General features: G+C 60.7%; 18 protein-coding genes. 4 read left to right on the top strand and 14 right to left on the bottom strand.

The window, feature by feature from the left end; translation table 11 throughout:
* Positions 1 to 6: 6 nt before the first annotated feature.
* From C6558_RS03315 to C6558_RS03280, 8 genes are all read right to left on the bottom strand, one after another.
* Entirely contained in the window at positions 7 to 1,137 is a 1,131-nt protein-coding gene (locus C6558_RS03315) for an AI-2E family transporter (RefSeq protein WP_025426007.1), read from the bottom strand.
* A 207-nt stretch (positions 1,138 to 1,344) separates the two neighbouring features.
* Positions 1,345 to 1,659 (bottom strand): hypothetical protein, encoded by a 315-nt coding sequence (locus tag C6558_RS39570; protein ID WP_144239133.1) that lies wholly within the window; start codon positions 1,657 to 1,659, stop codon positions 1,345 to 1,347.
* 91 nt (positions 1,660 to 1,750) lie between these two features.
* On the bottom strand, positions 1,751 to 2,098 hold the full coding sequence (locus C6558_RS03310; RefSeq protein ID WP_025426006.1) for a RidA family protein: 348 nt from the start codon (positions 2,096 to 2,098) through the stop codon (positions 1,751 to 1,753).
* Positions 2,099 to 2,369: 271 nt separating this feature from the next.
* Positions 2,370 to 3,197, bottom strand: a complete 828-nt coding sequence (locus tag C6558_RS03305; protein ID WP_025426005.1) for a dipeptide ABC transporter ATP-binding protein — start codon at positions 3,195 to 3,197, stop codon at positions 2,370 to 2,372.
* Complete coding sequence (locus tag C6558_RS03300) at positions 3,194 to 4,048, bottom strand: ABC transporter ATP-binding protein (protein ID WP_025426004.1); 855 nt, start codon at positions 4,046 to 4,048, stop codon at positions 3,194 to 3,196. Before C6558_RS03300 ends, C6558_RS03305 begins: the two co-directional genes overlap by 4 nt.
* A gap of 2 nt (positions 4,049 to 4,050) precedes the next feature.
* Positions 4,051 to 4,959 carry an ABC transporter permease subunit gene (locus C6558_RS03295; RefSeq protein WP_025426003.1) on the bottom strand — a complete coding sequence of 303 codons (909 nt, stop codon included), beginning with the start codon at positions 4,957 to 4,959 and terminating at the stop codon, positions 4,051 to 4,053.
* A gap of 10 nt (positions 4,960 to 4,969) precedes the next feature.
* On the bottom strand, positions 4,970 to 5,974 hold the full coding sequence (locus C6558_RS03290; protein WP_025426002.1) for an ABC transporter permease subunit: 1,005 nt from the start codon (positions 5,972 to 5,974) through the stop codon (positions 4,970 to 4,972).
* 214 nt (positions 5,975 to 6,188) lie between these two features.
* Entirely contained in the window at positions 6,189 to 7,784 is a 1,596-nt protein-coding gene (locus C6558_RS03280; protein ID WP_025426001.1) for an ABC transporter substrate-binding protein, read from the bottom strand.
* A 657-nt stretch (positions 7,785 to 8,441) separates the two neighbouring features.
* Here C6558_RS03280 and C6558_RS03275 point away from each other — a divergent pair.
* Together C6558_RS03275 and C6558_RS03270 are read left to right on the top strand one after the other, a co-directional pair.
* The gene (locus C6558_RS03275) at positions 8,442 to 9,155 is read left to right on the top strand and encodes a helix-turn-helix transcriptional regulator (RefSeq protein WP_057221820.1); all 714 of its coding nucleotides are present in this window, start codon (positions 8,442 to 8,444) and stop codon (positions 9,153 to 9,155) included.
* 158 nt (positions 9,156 to 9,313) lie between these two features.
* Positions 9,314 to 9,703, top strand: a complete 390-nt coding sequence (locus C6558_RS03270; protein ID WP_025425999.1) for a response regulator — start codon at positions 9,314 to 9,316, stop codon at positions 9,701 to 9,703.
* Positions 9,704 to 9,798: 95 nt separating this feature from the next.
* Here C6558_RS03270 and rirA read toward each other — a convergent pair whose 3' ends face one another.
* Positions 9,799 to 10,272 carry an iron-responsive transcriptional regulator RirA gene (gene rirA / locus C6558_RS03265; RefSeq protein WP_025425998.1) on the bottom strand — a complete coding sequence of 158 codons (474 nt, stop codon included), beginning with the start codon at positions 10,270 to 10,272 and terminating at the stop codon, positions 9,799 to 9,801.
* A 193-nt stretch (positions 10,273 to 10,465) separates the two neighbouring features.
* Here rirA and C6558_RS03260 point away from each other — a divergent pair, with 193 nt between their 5' ends.
* The gene (locus tag C6558_RS03260; protein ID WP_025425997.1) at positions 10,466 to 11,506 is read left to right on the top strand and encodes a Fe(3+) ABC transporter substrate-binding protein; all 1,041 of its coding nucleotides are present in this window, start codon (positions 10,466 to 10,468) and stop codon (positions 11,504 to 11,506) included.
* 210 nt (positions 11,507 to 11,716) lie between these two features.
* Here the strand turns inward: C6558_RS03260 and C6558_RS03255 are convergent, their stop codons facing one another.
* The 3 genes from C6558_RS03255 to C6558_RS03245 all read right to left on the bottom strand — a co-directional run bounded on the left by C6558_RS03255 (position 11,717) and on the right by C6558_RS03245 (position 15,719).
* Positions 11,717 to 12,772, bottom strand: a complete 1,056-nt coding sequence (locus C6558_RS03255) for a M48 family metallopeptidase (RefSeq protein ID WP_025425996.1) — start codon at positions 12,770 to 12,772, stop codon at positions 11,717 to 11,719.
* On the bottom strand, positions 12,762 to 13,868 hold the full coding sequence (locus tag C6558_RS03250; RefSeq protein WP_025425995.1) for a YjgN family protein: 1,107 nt from the start codon (positions 13,866 to 13,868) through the stop codon (positions 12,762 to 12,764). Before C6558_RS03250 ends, C6558_RS03255 begins: the two co-directional genes overlap by 11 nt.
* Before the next feature lie 354 nt (positions 13,869 to 14,222).
* Positions 14,223 to 15,719, bottom strand: a complete 1,497-nt coding sequence (locus C6558_RS03245; RefSeq protein ID WP_025425994.1) for a CoA-acylating methylmalonate-semialdehyde dehydrogenase — start codon at positions 15,717 to 15,719, stop codon at positions 14,223 to 14,225.
* A 116-nt stretch (positions 15,720 to 15,835) separates the two neighbouring features.
* Between C6558_RS03245 and C6558_RS03240 the strand changes: the two genes are divergently transcribed.
* On the top strand, positions 15,836 to 16,717 hold the full coding sequence (locus tag C6558_RS03240; RefSeq protein ID WP_025425993.1) for a LysR family transcriptional regulator: 882 nt from the start codon (positions 15,836 to 15,838) through the stop codon (positions 16,715 to 16,717).
* Between the two features lie 199 nt (positions 16,718 to 16,916).
* Here the strand turns inward: C6558_RS03240 and C6558_RS03230 are convergent, their stop codons facing one another.
* Together C6558_RS03230 and C6558_RS03220 are read right to left on the bottom strand one after the other, a co-directional pair.
* Positions 16,917 to 17,597 (bottom strand): peroxiredoxin-like family protein, encoded by a 681-nt coding sequence (locus tag C6558_RS03230; protein ID WP_107026836.1) that lies wholly within the window; start codon positions 17,595 to 17,597, stop codon positions 16,917 to 16,919.
* Between the two features lie 403 nt (positions 17,598 to 18,000).
* Entirely contained in the window at positions 18,001 to 19,764 is a 1,764-nt protein-coding gene (locus tag C6558_RS03220; RefSeq protein WP_057221819.1) for an adenylate/guanylate cyclase domain-containing protein, read from the bottom strand.
* Between the last annotated feature and the right edge of the window lie 47 nt (positions 19,765 to 19,811).

Raw genomic sequence — 19,811 nt, 5'->3', positions numbered from 1 at the left:
CACGCCTTAGGCCGGCAGCTGCCGTTCCGGCTGCTGCTCGCGCACCTCCTCGAAGATCGTCATGGCGATCAGCGACAACGGCAGCGCCAGCATCGCGCCGACCGCGCCCCACATCCATGTCCAGAAGATGATGGCGACGAAGACGAGGAACGGGTTGACTTCGAGCCTGTTGCCCAGGATCGACGGGATCACCAGATTTTCCATGACCAGATGCACGACGAAAAAGACGGCCGCCGGCGCCAGCGCCAGGAGGATGGCTTCGTGCGTCATCAGCCCGCCGACGAGCAGGGCCAGCGTCATCATGGTCACGCCGAGATAGGGTATGAAGCTGGAGACGAAGGCAAACAACCCCCAGAGCGGTGGCATGGCCAGGCCGCCGACCAGCGCGATGAGCATGGTGACGACGCCGAGCGCCAGATAGATTAGGCTCGCGATCGAAAAATACTGCGCCAGTGCGGTTTCGATCGCGTTCATGATCCGGATCGTGCTCAGACGTCGCTCCCGGCTGTTGAAGGCAAGGATGATGGTCCTGCGCAGATGCAGGCGACCTAGCAGGAAGAGCCCGAGTGCTGCAAGGAAAATCAGCGTCTGGACCAGGGCCGGCGTCAGCCCGGCGGCGACAACGCCGAGAACCGGACCAGCGTTCTTCATGACGGTGTCGGCAAGGGCTCCGTTGCCGGTTCCTCGCGCCACCGCCAGGCGCAGCCATTCGAAACGCTCGATGAAGGGTAACACACGTTCGACGACCCCCTCCGCCAGGGCCGGTGCCTTTTGCGCCAAGTCCGTCATTGGTCCGAGCAGGGCGCTGACCACCGAGGCGAGCCCAAGCACGAAGAACAGTGCCAGCAGCAGCCCACCCATGATCGGCGGCAGGCCGAACTTTGCCAGGCTGTCGGCCGCGCGTCCGAGCACGATGCCGACGACGACGGCGAGCGTGATCGGCATCAGGATCGTTTCCATCGAGTAGACGGCGGCTGAGCCGGCGATCACGAAGAGGCCGATGATGCTCCAGGCCACCATCAGGTCGATGCCGTCCCGCTTCGGCTCGGCGGGAAGTGCCGCCTCGACCGAGGCCTTTTCCTCCTCGGCGATGCGCTTCAGCTTGTAGTAAGCAGCCGTGTGCCCGGATGTGTCCAATGCCGTCCCTCGCCGTTGTTTGTCATGCGTCACGCCTAGAGCATTTTCCAGGAAAAGTGCGAAACGGTTTTCCGTCAGGAAATACGTAAAAGGAAAGAGATAGAGTGCGTCTGCGGCTCCGTCCAAACTGGAAACGCTCTACAGCGCCGCGCGTCTTATTAGACGCGCAAAGGTCGCTGTAGCACTTTGAATTGCGGACCGGATCACTCAGTGCCGTTCAGGCGGAAACACATGCAGGGTCAGCGACAGAAGCCCCAGGCCGAGGACGATGATGAGCAATGTGTGCGCCACGCCGACGGCTGTATGCGGGATGAACCCAAAACCGATCAACAGACCTGCAAAAGCAACCACGCAGACCCGCGGTAGCCAGTAGAGCATCGACAGCCCTCCCGTTTTTTTATGGAACCACAGGTAAACGTGCGGACTGGCGAATGGTTCCTGCCTGGGAGCCGCAGGTGGGGCGGTCGCGACAAAAGAAAACGCCGCCGTGCGTTGGGCACGGCGGCGGAAAGATAACATCACGCAAAGCCTTCTCGGCTTCGCCAAGCGCCTTAAAGCGTTTCCGGTTTAGACGGAACCGTAACAGCGCCGCGCAATTTTTGCGAGAGATGCTTTAGGCAGCGGCCGCGACGACGATTACTTCGACGAGGTATTCCGGCGTTGCAAGCTTGGCTTCGCCGGTGGCGCGTGCCGGGGTGTTGCCCTGCGGTGCCCAGGCGTCCCAGACCGAGTTCATCTTCGGGAAGTCGGCCATGTCCGCGAGCCAGATGGTGGCCGAGAGAATGCGGGTCTTGTCGGTGCCGGCGAGCGCCAGAAGACGGTCGACTTCGGCAAGCGCCTGCTTCGTCTGGGTCACGACATCGTCACCGGCATTGCCGACCTGGCCGGCGAGGTAGACGGTGTTGTTGTAAACCACGGCCTGGCTCATCCGGGGGCCGGTTTCGAAACGCTTGATTTCCATGATCGTGTTCCTGAAGTTGGGTCGAACGCTGATGGTTCGACCGAAAAGCGGCTGCCCGCCGCCGGAAGGCGAGAAGTGAATGGCGGCGCGAAAGCTCTACACCATCGGCCCGGCAAGGCCAAGAAGCCGGGGCGTTCTTTCCCCGGCCTCCTATTAGAGCGCTTCCACTTTAGATAGAGTCATGGAAACGCTCCATCTCCTACGCACTTCCGGACGGAAAACCGCTCCGCACTTTTCCTGGAAATGCTCTTGTTACACGGCGCCGAAAGGCTCAGGCCGCCTGTTTCTTGGCGAGCCGTGCCTTGATGCTGGCAACGTCGGCGCGCGGCGTCGCGGCAAACAGCGTCTTGGTGTAGCTGTGCTTGGGATCAGCGAAGACTTCGTCGCGGCTGCCGTATTCGACGGCCTCACCGAAATACATCACCATCACGTCGTCGGCGATATAGCGCACCACCGAGAGGTCGTGGCTGATGAAGACGTAGGTCAGTTGGAACTCGTCCTGCAGGTCCGCGAGCAGGTTCAGCACTTGCGCCTGAACCGACAGGTCGAGCGCCGAGACCGGCTCGTCCAGCACCAGAAGCTTCGGGTTGAGCATCAGCGCGCGCGCAATGGCGATACGCTGGCGCTGGCCGCCGGAGAACATGTGCGGGTAACGATTGTAGTGCCGCTCGTCGAGACCGACCTTCTTCAGCATCGCCATCGCTCGCTCGCGACGTTCGTCGGCGGGCGTCTTGGTGTTGATGATCAGCGGTTCGGTGAGGATGTCGCCGATCTTCTGGCGCGGGTTGAGCGAGCCATAGGGGTTCTGGAAGACGATCTGCACCTTGCGGCGCATCTCCGGCGTCAGGTCACCCTTGGTGATGTCGATCTTGTTGCCATCGATCAGCAGGTCGCCTGATGTCGCCGGATCGATCAGCGTCAGGATGCGGCCAAGCGTTGACTTGCCGCAGCCGCTTTCGCCGACGATCGCCAGCGTCTTGCCCTGTTCGACCGAGAAGCTCACGCCCTTGAGCGCATGCACGGTCTTGGCCTTTTTTATCAGGCCGCCGGGGATATGGTAGTCGCGCACCAGATTGCGCGCTTCGAGAACGACGGTCATCGGGCGGCTCCTTGAAGGCTCGGCTCATCGACGAAAAGTTCGGAGATGGTCGGCAGCCGGTCACCGGTCGCATTGTCCGGCAGGGCTGCCAGAAGCGCGCGCGTGTAGTTACTCTTCGGCGATTCGAACAGCGACAGGACGTCGGCTTCTTCCATCTTGCGACCCTTGTACTGCACGACGACGCGGTCGGCCGTCTCGGCGACCACGCCCATATTGTGCGTGATCATGATCAGGCCCATGCCATGCTCGGCCTGAAGCCGCATCAGGAGGTCGAGGATCTGCTTCTGGATCGTCACGTCGAGCGCGGTCGTCGGCTCGTCGGCGATCAAGAGCTTCGGGTTGCAGGCAATGGCAATCGCGATCATCACGCGCTGGCACTGACCGCCCGACATCTGGTGAGGATAGTGCCCAAGCCGTTCGGCCGGATCGGGAATGCCGACCGCCTCGAACAGTTCGATGGCGCGCTTGCGCCGCTGAGCCTTGTCGAGACCGAGGTGAATGCGCAGCACTTCCTCGATCTGGAAGCCGACCGTGAAGCACGGATTGAGGCTTGCGACCGGCTCCTGGAAGATCATCGAGATATCCTTGCCGATGATCTTCTTGCGCTCGGACGACGACATGCCGAGCAGGTCGCGTCCGTTGAACGTCAGCTTGTCGGCCGTAACGTTGGCCGTCCAGGGCAGGAGACCCATGGCCGCCAACATAGACACGGATTTGCCCGAGCCGGACTCGCCGACGATCGCCAGCACTTCCTTTTCATGAACCTTCATCGACACGCCGTCGACGGCGCGGAAGGGACCGGTGGCCGTCTGGAATTCGACGACCAGGTTTTCAATTTCGAGAAGCGCCATGATCAGGACCTCTTCAGCTTGGGATCGAGAGCATCGCGCAGGCCGTCACCCATCAGGTTGATCGCCAGCACCGTGACCAAAATTGCAACGCCCGGAAGCGTCACTACCCACCACTTGCTCTGGATGAACTCACGCGCTTCGGCGAGCATCGTGCCCCACTCCGGTGTCGGAGGCTGTGCACCCATACCGAGGAAGCCGAGAGCGGCGGCGTCGAGGATCGCGCTCGAGAACGACAGCGTCGCCTGGACGATCAGCGGCGCCATGCAGTTCGGCAGGATCGTCTTGAACATCAGGCGGCCGTGGCCGGCACCCGCCACCTTCGCGGCAATGACGTAGTCACGGCTCTTCTCGCTCATGACGGCAGCACGCGTCAGGCGCACGAAGTGCGGCTGGAAGACCAGTGCGATGGCGATCATCGCATTGGTCAGGCCCGGTCCGAGAACGGCGACCAGCACGAGGGCCAGCAGCAGCGACGGGAAGGCCAGGATGATGTCCATCACACGCATGATGACGGTATCGACCCATCCACGGAAGTAACCCGCGATCACGCCGACGAAAATACCGCCGACCAGCGAGAGCGTGGTGACGATGACGCCGACGAACAGCGAGAACTGGGTGCCGTAGATCAGGCGCGAGAGCATGTCGCGACCAACGGCGTCGGTCCCGAGCAGGAATTCGGCACGGCCGCCTTCCTGCCACACTGGCGGGATCAGCACCGCATCGCGGTACTGGGCGGTCGGGTCATGCGGCGCGATGATCGGCGCGAAGATCGCGAGCAGGACGAGGAACAGGAAGAACACAAGGCCGATGACGGCACCGCGGTTCTCGGAGAAATAGTACCAGAATTCGGCCAGTCGCGCCCGGCGGGACGGATCTGTCGAAACGGCGCTCGTTGCAGCAGCTTGAGACATATCGCCCTCCTTAGTGCCGGATGCGGGGGTTGATGAGACCGTAGAGCAGGTCGACGGCAAGGTTCACCAGCATGATGATGCCAGCAATGACCAAGAGGCCACCCTGAATGACGGCGTAGTCGCGCCGGAAGACGGAATCGACCATCCACTTGCCGATGCCCGGCCAGGAGAAGATCGTCTCGGTCAGGATCGCGCCGGCGAGCATGACGCCCACCTGCAGGCCGATCGTCGTGATGACCGGGATCATCGCGTTTCGAAGCGCGTGGACACCGACGACACGGAAGGTCGAGAGGCCCTTGGCGCGCGCCGTGCGCACATAGTCTTCCGAAAGCACTTCAAGCATCGCCGATCGGGTCTGGCGCGCAATCACCGCCAGCGGGATGGTGCCAAGCACGATCGTCGGCAGGATGAGATGGCTCACCGCAGACTTGAACGCACCCGCCTGCCCCGACAACAACGAGTCGATCAGCATGAAGCCTGTAACCGGCGGGAAGAAGTACATCAGCGAGATGCGGCCCGAAACCGGCGTCCACTGCAGGATGCCGGAGACCAGCATGATCAACAGCAGGCCCCACCAGAAGATCGGCATGGAGAAACCGACGAGTGCGGTGCCCATGATCGTCTGGTCGACGAAGGAGCCGCGCTTGATCGCCGCGATGACGCCGGCGGGAATGCCGAGCACGATCGCGAAGATGATCGCGCAGAGCGAAAGCTCCAGCGTCGCCGGGAACAGTTCGAAGAACTGGTCGATCACCGGCTTCTTCGTCACGATCGACGTGCCGAAGTCGCCCTGGACGACGCCCAAGAGATAATCGAAGTATTGGATCACGATCGGCCGGTCGAAACCGAGCGCGTGTGAAATTTCCGCATGCCGCTCCGGCGACATGACACGCTCGCCCGAAAGCAGGGCGACAGGATCGCCCGGAAGCATGCGAATGAAGGAGAAGGCAATGATGGAGACCCCGATGAAAGTCGGGATCAGGACCGCCAAACGCCCCAAGAGAAATCGAAACATGTTTTACCCCGCGCCACGTTGCCGCGCCGTTGTCTCCCGGCGCTGGCACCACTGCATGTTTCCTTGAACCCTTCGGATTCGAGGGCAAAAACATGCAGCAACTCAAATTGCTACAGCGACCTTTGCGCGTCTGACAGGACGCGCGCCACTGTAGTAGATGCAAAGAGGGGCGTTTGCCCGTGGCAAACGCCCCCTTTCGGATCAGTTCATTAGCTTACTCGACAATATCCACGCCGTCGAAGGCAAAATCGCCGAGTGGGCTCTGGACGAAACCTTCGACATTCTTGCGCATCGGAACGACCGACAGCGAGTGGTCGAGCGTTGCCCAGGGCGCTTCGCGCTTGAAGACGACCTGCGCCTCTTCGTAGAGCTTGGTGCGCTCTGCCAGGTCGGACGTTTCCTTGGCCTTCTTGACCAGGGTGTCGAATTCCTGGTTGCACCACTGAGCGCGGTTGTTGCCGCCGACAGCGTTGCAGCCGAGAAGGGTGTCGAGGAAGTTGTCCGGGTCGCCGTTGTCGCCGGTCCAGCCGAGGATGACGGCACCGTCACGGTCCTTTGCCTTCGACTTGTCGAGGTATTCGGCCCATTCGTAGGACACGATCTCGACCTTGACACCGATCTTGGCGAAGTCAGCCTGCATCAATTCGGCAGCGCGGCGGGCGTTGAGCATGTACGGGCGCGAAACCGGCATCGCCCACAGCTTCATCGACAGATCCTTGACGCCTGCGTCTTCGAGCATCTTCTTGGCTGCGTCGAGATCGTAGGTGTCGTCCTGGAGCGTGTCGTTGTACGACCACATCGTCGGCGGGATCGGGTTCGTTGCCGGCTGGGCAGCGCCCTGGAATACGGCATCGACGATCGCCTGCTTGTTGATCGCCTTGTTCAGCGCCTTGCGGACTTCCGGCTTGTCGAACGGAGCCTGCGTCGTGTTGTAGGCGAGGTAAGCAACGTTCAGACCGGCCTGTTCCATGACCTTCAGGTTCGGATCGGCCTTCATGGCCTGTACGTCGGCCGAGTTCGGGTACGGCATCAGGTGGCATTCGCCGGCCTGCAGCTTCTGGAAGCGAACCGAAGCGTCGGTGGTGATCGCGAAGACGAGGTCGTCGATCTTCTGCTTGCCACCCCAGTAGTCGGGGTTTGCCTTGTAGCGGATGACGGCATCCTGCTGGTAGGCGACGAACGCGAACGGACCGGTGCCGAGCGGCATCTGGTTCATCTGGTTCATCTTGCCTTCGGCCTGCAGCTTGTCGGCATATTCCTTCGACAGGATCGAAGCGAACGGCATGGCGATGTTGGCGAGGAACGGTGCTTCCTTGCGCGTCAGGGTGAACTTGACCGTCAGGTCATCGACCTTCTCGACCGACTTGATGACTTCCGGGAAGCCCATGCCGGCTGCGTATTCCCACGAAGCGCCGGTCACGTATTTGTTCCAGGGATTGTCGGCCTTGAGCTGGCGCTCATACGAGAACACGACGTCGTCGGCGTTCAGCTCGCGAGTGGGAGTGAAGAACTCCGTCGTCTGGAACTTCACGCCCGGACGCAGCTTGAACGTGTATTCAAGGCCGTCATCGGAAATGGTCCAGCTCTCAGCGAGGCCCGGCTCGGTTTCGGTCGTGCCCTTCTTGAACTCGAGCAGGCGGTTGTAGACCGTGTGCGCCGCTGCGTCGAACGTCGTGCCGGCGGTGTAGAGGCCCGGATCAAAACCCTCAGGCGAACCTTCCGAGCAGTAAACGAACGTTTTCGACCAGGCGGAGCCGGCCATCAGCGTGGCAAGCGCCGTCGCTGCGAAGAGTGTAGTGAGCTTTTTCATGAGCTTTGCTTCCCAGATTTGTTCTTGTTCTCGTATTTTCCTGACGCGGAATGACGTTTGCCCCCGGTCAAGGCCGGATGGAACGACATTTGGCGTCGCATTGCAATAAGTCGCCAAACAAATTTGTCTATGCGAAAAATTCCTCCTATGGCGGAGCCGGAAATCTGTCCACTGTTTTAGAATACCCTGACATTTCCAGGGGCTTTTTCGGCCGCTGCTCGGCCGGCGTGCAACATCCCGATCCGGCTTATCGGTGACGGCGTGACCGAAGTGCGACGGTGACAGGCGGGAGTGTGGAGCAGGTCACATGTGCCGACCGCATCCATCGTGCACCCGCCTTGCGTGTGTCGCTCCGGCCGGGCGATCGGCGATTCGACGAAAATCGCAAGAAACGGTCAATCCCAAGATAGTTGGGTAGAAATCCCCTATGTGATCGTGCAATAGAACCTGGACAAAATCTCGGGGGAGACAATCGACGTGCCAAAACGTCCTTGGGAGGGGGCGGCATCCGCCACTCGGCGCTTTCAACATCGCGGCGACGCGACCGCGAGACGACCATGATGATGCCGATCCGCAATTTCGTCACCGGCTTCATGCCGTTGATTGAGCCGGCCTTGCGAGTAGACTGCCGCCTCGCGACAAAAGGGTAGCGCACGCGTGGCACGTTTGCTGGAAAATCACAGGCGTTACGATCTCCGCGACGATCTGGAGAAAGCGCTCAACCGCGTCGACTTCTTCCGCATCTTTCACACGATGGCATTGCGGTTCGGCTTCAACCATTTCGGCATTCTGCAGCTCGGCAACGAGAACGACGCCTGCATGTTGTCCACCCGGCTCGTCCTGCACGATCTTCCGTCGGGCCTCGCGGAAGAATACGACAAGCGCCACCGCTTCGGCGATTCGCTTTTCTACAAAACCCTGCACACATCGATCATTTCCTCCGTCTGGAGGTCAGGCGATCGCGGCTGCGCCAATGGCCAGAACCTGCTGGTCCAGCTCGGCTTCGAGCTGCTCTTGAGCGTGCCGGTGCACGCGGCAGCGACCGGCGCGCGATACGCCGTCCTGTTTCTGGGCGACGGCAACGACATCGGCCGCTCCGAGCATTTCGAGCTGACCTATGACGCCGTCTGCGCCTTCGACTATTTCTATCGCATCGCGCTTTCCAACAAGGCCGGCATGGGCCTGACGCCGCGCGAGACGGAGATCCTCAAGTGGATCTCCCATGGCAAGACGGCAAGCGAGATCGCGCTGATCGTATCGGTGTCCGAACACACCGTGAATTCGCATACGGCGACAATCCTGAAGAAGCTGGATGTCGTCAATCGGACCCAAATGGTGGCGAAGGCGATACGCGAACAGATCATTCAGTGAAGCCGATCGACGGGGCGATCTGAACCTGGCGGCGTCGCAAGGCGGCCCCGCTGACAGCAGGCGCCGCAGAAACGATGCAAACTCGCCACCCCACCCGCTTGCCGATGACAGGCGCGCGCAGCAGAATGGCTCCCGGTCACTCAGGTACTTGGACGATCATGACACAAAAAGCCCATATCCTGCTCGTTGACGACGACCCTGCGGAGAACCTCATTCTGCGCGGGCTGATCAAGAAGGTCAGCACCATCGAGATCGAACTGCATTATTGCCAGACGATCGAAAGCGCCCTCGAATTCCTTCGTTCGGGCAAACCGGTGTCGATGGTGTTGATGGACAATCGCCTTCAGCCGCAGCGCGACTTTCGCGAAACCGTGCCGGCACTCCGGTACCAGGGCTTCATCGGCCCGATCGGCGTGATATCGGGGTCGCTCGTCGAGCCCTATTTCCAGAGTCTGGAAGAGTACGGCGCGGATTTCCGGATCGACAAGTCCGAGATCGATCCGACGGCAATAGAGTTCATCCTGAGGGAATATCTGGCACCGAACTGAAGGGGCGGCCGGCGGCCGCTTTGAGCGGCTAAATCATGAGCGGTAGAGCTACGGCGCCGAGGTCATGACTGATACGCGGCGCCGCAAACGTCGGATCAGGCCGCAGTCGTCTGCGGGGCCTGCGGACGCTTGGTCTCTTCCAGGCCGAGCAGGAAGTTGATCTGGGGACGCGCCTTGACCAGATCGTCGATGGTGTAGCCCTGAAGCACCTCGAAGAAAGCGTTCAAAGCCTTGCGCAGAGCGGTATTGAGGCCGCAGCTGTCAACCAGCGGGCAATCGATTTCACCGGCTTCGAAGCACTCGGCCATCGCGAAGCTGTCTTCCGTGACCTTGACCACGTCGAACAGGGTGATTGCGGAAGCGGGCCTCGGCAGCCGTACGCCGCCGTTGCGGCCACGAACAGTCTCGACCAGGCCAGCGCGGGTCAGCGGCTGGAGAATCTTGAACAGAAACAGCTCTGAGACGCCATAGGCCCTGGCGATTTCAGGAATGCGGCTGAGCTTCTCGCCGTTTGCAGCGCAGTACATCAACATGCGAACCGCGTAGTTCGTTTGTTTCGTCAGTCGCATCATTCACTCCGAAATCGAGAGGTTTATCAAACCTTCATATAGGACGGATCGTAGTTTGGAACAATTCCAAAATACCAAAAAAGTCACATCTGCTTGATCGTTAACGGTTTCCCAGTTGACTGTTTGGTGGCTGCCGATCAAAAAGATGAGCGATTTTGTTAACTTAGCTCAAACCAAAAAAATGGAGGAAACCATGTCCGTTTCAAGAGCTGCAATGGGCGTATTGTCCCTCACCGCCAGCCTGTTCGCGTCCACTGCTGCCTGGGCCGATGGCGAGGTCAACATCTATTCCTATCGTCAGCCCGATCTGATCAAGCCATTGCTTGATGCCTTTACCAAGGAAACCGGCATCACGACGAACGTGCTCTTCCTCGACAAGGGCCTCGTCGAGCGCATCCAGGCCGAAGGCGCCAACTCGCCTGCGGACGTGATCCTCACCGTCGACATCAGCCGCCTCACTGAAGCCAAGGATGCGGGCGTGACGCAGCCGGTCGCCAACGAGACGATCAACAAGGACATCCCGGCGCACTTCCGCGACCCCGATGGCAACTGGTTCGGCCTGACGACCCGCGGACGCGTTGTCTACGCCTCCAAGGACCGCGTCGCCGAAAACGACATCACCTATGAGGAACTCGCCGATCCCAAGTGGAAGGGCAAGATCTGCACCCGTGATGGCCAGCACTCCTACAATATCGGCCTGTTCGCCTCGATGATCGCCCACAACGGCGAAGCCGAGACCGAGAAGTGGCTGACTGGCCTGAAGAACAATCTGGCGAAGAAGCCCGATGGCGGCGACCGCGACCAGGCAAAGGCGATCCTTGCCGGCGAATGCGATCTGGCGCTTGGCAACACCTACTATGTCGGTCTGATGCTGACCAACGAGAAGGAGCCGGAACAGAAGGAATGGGCGGCGGCTATCAAGGTGCTCTTCCCGAACGCCAAGGACCGCGGCACGCATGTGAACATTTCGGGCATGGCACTCGCCAAGAACGCCCCGAACAAGGACAATGCGTTGAAGCTGATGGAATTCCTGTCGGAAGGCGAAGCGCAGAAGATCTACGCCGAGCAGGTATACGAATATCCGGTGCTGCCGGGTGCCGAGCCCTCCGACGTGGTCAAGTCGTTCGGCACGATCAAGCCCGACGAACTGCCGTTGGCCGACATTGCAGCCAACCGCAAGAAGGCATCGGAACTGGTCGACAAGGTCGGCTACAACGACGGCCCGCAGGACTGATCCTACTGCATGTTTCCTTAAATCCGATTCGATTTAAGGATCAAAACATGCAGCAATTCAAAGTGCTACAGCGACCTTTGCGCGTCAAATTAAGACGCGCGGCGCTGTAGCCATCGCGTGAATTGGAAACAGCGGGCCGTGTGCCCGCTGTTTTCGTTTTGATGACAGCGTCGCGCCTTGTGTGGGGAAGCCGCTCGACGGACCAGAGGGCTACTGAGCCTGCGCCCTCAGTTCGCCGGCATAATCGAGGATCGCCTTGCGCCGTTCCGGTGTGCCGGGATGGGTCGCAAGGATGCTGGTGTCGGAACTGTCGCCAAGCTCCTTTTCGAGCAGGTCGAAGAACCGTGCGATTGCCGTCGGATCCCGCCTGGCTTTCAGCATCAGTTCCACCGAATGCCGATCTGCTGCCGCTTCCGCGCTACGCGAAAAGGAGAGCGTAAGGAGACCGGCACCCTGCACCAGAATGTCCTCAGCACCGGAGCCGATGTCGCCACCGATCATCATGACCAGCCCAGCGACGCCCGCGGCGCGGTAGATCTGGCGCAGGCTATGCTCGAGTTCGACATGACCGATCTCGTGCGCCAGCACGCCGACGATCATTTCGGTATCGTCGCCGGCAAGCTCGATCAGCTCATCGGTAACGATCAGCGTGCCGTCGGGCAGCGCGAAAGCATTCGGGCCGATGGTCCCGCCCATGCGGAAGTTGAGGGTGTAGCCACCCTCGCCGCGATCGGACAGCCGTGCGATCGCGTTGAACCCCTCACGGATCTTGTCCTGGCGCTCAATTGCAAGCGCCGACGTGTCGAGCAGCGTGCGATCCATCGTCTCCATGGTGCTTGCCGACATGATCTTCGGCACGATCGGCGGCGTCACCAGCACGGCGATTTCGACCAGCGCCGGTACGGCATAACGATAGATGGCCACGCCGCTGAGCACGGTCGCCAGGACGACCGCGATCAGGCGCGGGTGAAAACGCTCCCATTCGTGGACGAGATTGGTTTTTCCCTTGCGTTTCAGGAAACGATCGACGGCGTCGTTGTCGGTCGTCTCGAACAGAGAACCATCGGGAAACTCGATGCGACGCGGAATGGCGCCGACGCGCGCAGAAATATCGACGGCAGCAAGTGCTCCACCTGCAAGTTCGGCGCCGGCCTCATCCAAAGCCTTGAGGCCACCGCCATCTTCGATCAGCCGCGAGGGCACCGACCGGCTGGAACCGGCCGGATGCCACTCGCCAACAGCAATCTCCGTGCCGTTAGAAGCCAAAGTCGAACCCTTCGAAGTCCATGAACTCCGAACCGACGGCCGAACCTTCCTGGGCGATCCGGTCGAACATCTCGCCGACATTGCCTTCGAAATGGACGCCCGTGTGTTCATTGACATAACGCGCCATGCGCACGGCTGCCCAGGGACGCATAAGGCCCAGCGTGAAGATGGTGACGATCATGTTGGTAATCGCGATCCAGGCGTAACGGCCCCGCGACAGGTCGCTCGTCAACTGATGCTTGCCGTCGAAGGTCGTTGCCGACCAGGCGACGTTGCGCACGCCGGCACGGTAGAACAGCGCCGCGACCCCGAAGATCGAGAGGAATGCAATGTAGGCGATGACGAACAAGGCAATCATCGAAACGTGCATTCCCAGCGTTGCCTCAATGGAGCCGTCGAACAACGACATGATCACGGCCAGATTGAGGAAACCAATAAAGGCAATGATCAGCAGGCCAGCGACGATGATGGCCGCCGACAGGAACCACGACTTGTAGATCGCACCGACGGAAGGATCGGTCGCGAATGCCCGTTGCCCATAACGCAGGTTGCTGCCGATGTAGCGATAGGACCAGCGGCTGGCGAGCGGCACCAGGATGCCAAGTGTGAGGACCGAAATAACCGGACCGACGATGAAGGCGAGAAACGCACCGCCGACGCCGCCGACGAAATCGAACCGCACATTGCGATAGCTGGTCACGCGGGCACTGAAGCGCAGGCCCCTGACGACCAGCCATGGCACGAAGGCCACCAGCAACAGGGCAAGAATGATGCCGGCGATCGGCACGACGTTCAGCATGACGTTGTAGAAGATCAGGTAAGCGAAAACGATCACCCGACCGATCAGGATCTGCTTACCCTTTGCGTGATATTCGAAGGCGCGCCCGAGAAGCACCGTGTTACCGTAGAAATAGCGGTTGCGGCGGACCTTCGCCCAGGCGGAATAGATGCCGAGCGTGATGATCGTCAGCAGCACGTTGACGATCCAGATGCCAAAATACTCTTTTCCGCTACCGGTAAACGACAGACGGTGGAAATTGTCCGGTACCCTCTGCGTCAACGTCCCTTGCATCGACGCCGTTTCGGCCACGACCATGATAAAACCTCTCTCAATGAAATCAGCTTGCGGCAGCCCGCCATCACACAGGCGCCGCGTTGCGACAGATTGACGTCAATTGTGAACCCAGCGAACTGTGGCTATCCCCCGGATGAGCCTTCCATGCAAATGAACGGTCGAAATGCCTGCAATATTCGACCAAGGCGCGAATCAATTTTCCGCCGCCTCGGGCATATCAAATTAGTTGCAGTGCAACATGACATGCAACAGAAAAGGGTCTTTCGAAGGGGCCCCGGCATGCAAAAAAAGGCCTCTCGAAGGAGGCCTCGGGCACGCAACAAAAAAGGGCCTCCCGAAGGAGGCCCTGGAGGCGGGAGGATCTTTATCCCGTCATTACTTCATCGTCGGCATGACGAACTCGGCACCGTCCTTGATGCCTGACGGCCAACGCTCAGTGATCGTCTTGGTCTTGGTCCAGAACTTGATCGAGTCCGTGCCGTGCTGGTTGAGGTCGCCGAAGGACGAGGACTTCCAGCCGCCGAAGGAGTGGTAGGCGAGCGGAACCGGGATCGGAACGTTGACGCCGACCATGCCGATGTTGATGCGCGAGGCGAAGTCACGGGCAGCATCGCCATCGCGGGTATAGATCGCGACGCCATTGCCGTATTCGTGCTTCATCGGCAGGTCGAGGGCTTCCTCGTAGTTCTTGGCGCGAACAACCGAAAGGACCGGTCCGAAGATTTCGGTCTTGTAGATATCCATATCCGGGGTGACGTGGTCGAACAGGCAACCGCCGACGAAGTAGCCGTCCTCATAGCCCTGGAGCTTGAAGTCGCGGCCGTCGACCACGAGTTTCGCACCCTGCTCGAGGCCGCTGTCGATCAGGCTTCTGATGCGCTTCTCCGCTTCCTTGGTGACAACAGGGCCCATGTCGGCCTTCTCGTCGGTATAGGGGCCGATGCGCAGGCTTTCGACCATCGGCGTCAGCTTGGCGATCAGGCGGTTGGCAGTGTCCTCGCCAACGGGAACGGCAACCGAGATAGCCATGCAGCGCTCGCCGGCCGAGCCGTAGCCGGCGCCCATCAGCGCGTTGGCGGCCTGGTCCAAATCGGCGTCCGGCATGATGATCATGTGGTTCTTGGCGCCGCCGAAGCACTGGGCGCGCTTGCCGTTCATGGCAGCCGTGCCGTAGACGTAGCGGGCGATCGGGGTCGAGCCGACGAAGGATACGGCCGAAATGTCGGGGTTGGTGAGGATCGCGTCGACCGCGCCCTTGTCGCCATTGACGACGTTGAGGATGCCGGCCGGCAGACCTGCCTCGATCATCAGTTCGGCCAGGCGGACCGGCACGGACGGATCACGCTCGGACGGCTTCAGGATGAAGGCGTTGCCGCAGGCGATCGCCGGGGCGAACATCCACATCGGGATCATGGCGGGGAAGTTGAACGGCGTGATGCCGGCGCCGATGCCGACGGCCTGGCGGATCGAGTACATGTCGATGCCGGGGCCGGCACCTTCGGTGAACTCGCTCTTCTGCAGATGCGGAATGCCGATGACGAATTCGCAGACTTCCAGGCCGCGCACGAGATCGCCCTTGGCGTCTTCAATCGTCTTGCCGTGCTCGCGCGAGAGGATCTCGGCCAGCTCGTTCATGTGGGTGTTGAGAAGTTCGACGAACTTCATGAACACGCGGGCGCGGCGCTGCGGGTTGGTGGCTGCCCACTTCGGCTGCGCGGCCTTGGCGCTGGCGACGGCAGCGCCGAGTTCCGCGTCGCTTGCCAGCGCCACGGTGCCCTGCACTTCGCCCGTTGCCGGGTTGAAGATGTTGCTCGTGCGCCCGCTGGTGCCGGCGACGCGCTTGCCATCGATGAAATGACCGAGTTCGTACATGGATGTCTCCTCCTGATCTTGATTGTGGCGGCATGATCGCACTACGATTTGAACAAAGCAATTTCCGATATTCAGCAACCGTTGTGCGCAAATTGAAGTCCATAGGGATCAGAAACATGAATTGGGACGACGTGAGAATGTTTCTGGCGGTCGCGCGCACCGGGCAGATCCTTGCCGCCTCCAAGCGGCTCGGCCTCAACCATGCCACGCTCAGCCGGCGGGTGACCTCGCTTGAGGAAACGCTGAAGACCCGTCTCCTGGTGCGCAGGCCGAACGGCTGCGAACTGACGGCCGAAGGCGAGATCTTCCTGGCGGCGGCCGAACGCATGGAAACGGAGATGCTGGCAGCACAGTCGCAGATCGGCCGCATCGACACGGCGATCGCCGGGACGGTACGCATCGGCGCGCCGGATGGATTTGGTGTCTCCTTCCTCGCGCCGCGCCTCGGGCGGCTGACGGCGCGCTATCCGGAACTGAAGCTGCAGCTCGTGCCGGTGCCCCGCTCCTTCTCGCTGTCGCAGCGTGAAGCCGATATCGCCATCACCATCGAAAGGCCGGAACAGGGACGCCTGGTCTCATCGAAGCTTACCGACTACACGCTCGGTCTCTACGCCTCCTCGACCTATCTTGCGCAGCACGGCACGCCGCAAACGATCGACGACCTCAAGCACCATCGCCGCATCGGCTATGTCGAGGACCTGATCTTCACGCCGTCGCTGAATTTTTCGGCCGAGATCATGCGCAGCTGGGATGCCGCCTTCGAAATCTCGAGCGCCACCGGGCAGACGGAGGCGGTGCGCTCCAGCGCCGGCATCGGCATCCTGCACAACTACATCGCCCGGCACACGCCGGAACTCGAGCGCATCCTGCCTGAAACCACAATCCGGCGTGCCTACTGGACCACCTACCACGAAAGCGCCCGCGACCTGGTGCGCGTGCGCACCGTGGCGGCCTTCCTGCAGGAGCTGGTGACCGCGGAGCACCAGATGTTTGCCTGACCGCGCTCCAGAGCTACAGCGCCGCGCGTCTTGTTAGACGCGCAAAGGTCGCTGTAGCACTTTGAATGGCTGCATGTTTTTATCCTTACATCGAAAACGATTTTAGGAAACATGCAGTGGAGCGATCCCGGACGATTGCGCGCCGGCGAATGTCTCTACCCACAGAATCCAACGCGGCGGTCTGGCGCGTTTTTCGCTGTCAATGTGCGACTTGTGAAACTGCCGACATCAATTCTTCGGGATTCAGCGCCCGGCACATATTTTGGCCCTGGCCATCAACTTCCGTGAAGCTCCAACGCACCACACCTTCTCGATCGAGCAGGAACTGGCCAATGAGTTGCATATGGCCGGGTACCCTCACCTGCTGATCGGCTTCTGTGATTTCGTACCCATCCTTCTCGCTGAGAAGGTCGCCCGCGGTCGCCGGATCCATCGGTTCAGGCAATTCACCCGGCCGATCGACCCGCATCGTCATGACCACGTCCATTCCAACCTTGCGTGGCCACTCGGTCTCATTCTCCGTAAACTCGAGGAGGGGTAAGCCGAAGGCGCGGTGTGAAGCTCGCTCCGGGTCCGATGCAGCAAGAAGACCGGGTATCGGATGATAGCGGAAATAGAGTCGCGCGCGCTCGACCGGGGTGTTGACCACCGCCAGAGATTCGACGCCTTTTTCGCGCAGAGCCGTGTTGAACTGTGCCATCGCCGCGACATGGCGTCGGCAGAACGGACACAGCAGGCCTCGAAACAAACCGACCAACAACGGGCGACGGCCGCGAAAATCATCAAGTGCGATCTTCCCCTCGCGTGAGATCGCATCCAGCACAAAGTTCGGAGCCTGGTCGCCCGGTTGTAACGGATGATCCAGATAATGTGCAGACATGGTCAACCTCCTCGCCCGAAGGACCAATGAAGAAGAGGCAGCACAAGACGTACTTCAAAGAGCCCGTACTGGGCGCAAACGTCCTGCTCCAACGCAGAGAGCTCTCGGCCTCCGCCATGTTGCCGAGGTCGAAATCAAGCGCCGCAGGGCCTGACCTCTCGCCATACAGCGCCGCGCGTCTTATTAGACGCGCAAAGGTCGCTGTCGCACTTTGAATTGCTGCATGTTTTTTCCTTAAATCGAATAGGATTTAAGGAAACATGCAGTAGCGTACAGCCAGGATCGACCTGAGAATGGCCTCACATTGGCCCACGAGCAAGCAGTAAACAGCGAATCGTCATCCGTGCCACGGGACGGCACGGCGGCGAGGTCGAATGGACCTCCTGACACGCGCCTTCCCTGGTTAGATAGACACTCCGGCCTCGCGGAGTCCGTCCGCCAGTCGATCGAGCACAGTGGGATCCCGGTAAGGCAAGGCCCGCTTGAGGTGGTTGATGGAAAAGTTCGGGTTAACCTCGAACACTTCGCGCCAGTAGCGGCGCGCCTCCTCGTGGCGCCCGGTGCGACCATAGAGGCAGGCGAGATAAAAGCGCGTCATGTCCGATCGCGGCGCAAGCGCCAGGCGGCGCTTGAAGGCGATCTCGGCCTCGCCGAAACGGCCGAGGTTCAACAACGTCCGACCCAGGAAATGCAGCGACAGGTCGAATTGCGGATCGAGCCGATGGGCCCGTGTGTAGAATGGCAGCGCGTCTTCGTACCGACCTTGGAAATCCCGTATCGTGCCAAGTGCAGTATGGCAGCTCGCGGAATTGGGATCGAGTTCGATCGCCCTTTGAGCGGCATGCTCCGCTTCGTCGAAGTGCCGCATCCAACAGTGCGCGAGCGAGAGAGCGTGATGGCCATGCGGCTCGTTATCGTCGATATCGACGGCCCTTTGTGCCAGCTCCAAAGCGCGTTCAAGATCGTCGGCCGTCCCGCCGTTCCACCGATTGATGAAATCGGTCAAGGCGATGATCGCGAGAGAAGCGTAGGCAGCCGCAAGCCCCGGATCGATGGCGATGGCACGCTCGAGCATGCTGCGCGCCTCCGCGGACGATACGGCGTTGAACTGCAGAATCGCCTGGCGGGAACGGACGAGCAGATCATAGGCTTCTGGATCGACCTTGCCGAGGCTCCCGCGTCGCTCTTCCTCGCCGGTTGTTAGCTTCACCTTGAGCGCGGTGACGATGGTGCGGGTCACTTCGTCCTGAACCGCAAAGATATCTTCAATTCCCCGATCGTAGCGCTCGGCCCATAGATGACCGCCGGTCGTGCCGTCGATCATCTGGGCATTGATGCGGATTCGATCAGCGGCCCGGCGTACGCTGCCTTCCAGGACATAGCGGACGCCAAGTTCCCGGCTCACCTTGCGGATATCTGGCGCCTTGCCCTTGTAGGCGAAAGAGGAGTTGCGGGCGATCACGAAGAGGCCGGAAACCTTTGAGAGATCCGTGATGATGTCCTCGGTGATGCCGTCGGCGAAATACCCCTGCTCCGGGTCGCCGGACATGTTGTCGAACGGCAGAACGGCTATCGATGGCTTCTTTGGAAGCTGCGGCGGGGCTTCGGTGGCAATCTTGACGGGATCGTTTGTGCGGTCGTCCGGCGACCACGTCCAGATATGCACCGGGCGTTCGATGTTCTTGACCTCGTGATGACCGCTGTCGACGAAGTCGAGGTCGATGCGACCATGCACATATTCATGAACACCATCCGCAATGGCTACGCTGCCAGGCCTGGCAAGCGCCTCGATACGCGCCGCCACATTGACCCCATCGCCGTAGAGATCGCTGTCGGCGACCATGATGTCGCCCAGGTTGACGCCGACGCGAAGCACGATCGCCAGGTCTGCCGGCACGTCCTTGTTGGCGGCTGCCATGGCCCGCTGAAGTGCCGCGGCGCATTCGACGGCGTTGACGGCGCTGGAGAACTCGACGAGCACGCCGTCGCCGGTCCTCTTGAAGACGCGGCCCTGATGTGTGGCGACGAGTGGCTCCAACACCTCTTTCCATCGCGCCATGAGCTGCGTGTAGGTGCTTTTCTCGTCACGCTCCATGAGCCGGCTGTAGCCGACTACGTCAGCCGCCAAAATGGCAGCGAGCCGCCGTGTGATGGGTTCGTTGGCCATGGACAATGGCGCCTTCCTGGGGCGCCTTCCTGGCGCCCATTGGCGAA

Source organism: Ensifer sp. NM-2 (assembly GCF_003024455.1).
Classification (GTDB): domain Bacteria; phylum Pseudomonadota; class Alphaproteobacteria; order Rhizobiales; family Rhizobiaceae; genus Ensifer; species Ensifer canadensis.
The sequence above is the reverse complement of the archived record's forward strand: the minus strand, read 5'-3'. Positions and strand labels throughout refer to the sequence as shown.

What these genes read in the sequence shown, in the direction of transcription:
- C6558_RS03245 (WP_025425994.1), bottom strand. Translation starts at nt 15,719, where the DNA reads ATGTACGAACTCGGTCATTTCATCGATGGCAAGCGCGTCGCCGGCACC.
- C6558_RS03305 (WP_025426005.1), bottom strand. Translation starts at nt 3,197, where the DNA reads ATGACCGTCGTTCTCGAAGCGCGCAATCTGGTGCGCGACTACCATATC.
- C6558_RS03260 (WP_025425997.1), top strand. Translation starts at nt 10,466, where the DNA reads ATGTCCGTTTCAAGAGCTGCAATGGGCGTATTGTCCCTCACCGCCAGC.
- C6558_RS03280 (WP_025426001.1), bottom strand. Translation starts at nt 7,784, where the DNA reads ATGAAAAAGCTCACTACACTCTTCGCAGCGACGGCGCTTGCCACGCTG.
- C6558_RS03300 (WP_025426004.1), bottom strand. Translation starts at nt 4,048, where the DNA reads ATGGCGCTTCTCGAAATTGAAAACCTGGTCGTCGAATTCCAGACGGCC.
- C6558_RS03250 (WP_025425995.1), bottom strand. Translation starts at nt 13,868, where the DNA reads ATGGTCGTGGCCGAAACGGCGTCGATGCAAGGGACGTTGACGCAGAGG.
- rirA (WP_025425998.1), bottom strand. Translation starts at nt 10,272, where the DNA reads ATGCGACTGACGAAACAAACGAACTACGCGGTTCGCATGTTGATGTAC.
- C6558_RS03220 (WP_057221819.1), bottom strand. Translation starts at nt 19,764, where the DNA reads ATGGCCAACGAACCCATCACACGGCGGCTCGCTGCCATTTTGGCGGCT.
- C6558_RS03270 (WP_025425999.1), top strand. Translation starts at nt 9,314, where the DNA reads ATGACACAAAAAGCCCATATCCTGCTCGTTGACGACGACCCTGCGGAG.
- C6558_RS03240 (WP_025425993.1), top strand. Translation starts at nt 15,836, where the DNA reads ATGAATTGGGACGACGTGAGAATGTTTCTGGCGGTCGCGCGCACCGGG.
- C6558_RS03295 (WP_025426003.1), bottom strand. Translation starts at nt 4,959, where the DNA reads ATGTCTCAAGCTGCTGCAACGAGCGCCGTTTCGACAGATCCGTCCCGC.
- C6558_RS03310 (WP_025426006.1), bottom strand. Translation starts at nt 2,098, where the DNA reads ATGGAAATCAAGCGTTTCGAAACCGGCCCCCGGATGAGCCAGGCCGTG.
- C6558_RS03230 (WP_107026836.1), bottom strand. Translation starts at nt 17,597, where the DNA reads ATGTCTGCACATTATCTGGATCATCCGTTACAACCGGGCGACCAGGCT.
- C6558_RS03290 (WP_025426002.1), bottom strand. Translation starts at nt 5,974, where the DNA reads ATGTTTCGATTTCTCTTGGGGCGTTTGGCGGTCCTGATCCCGACTTTC.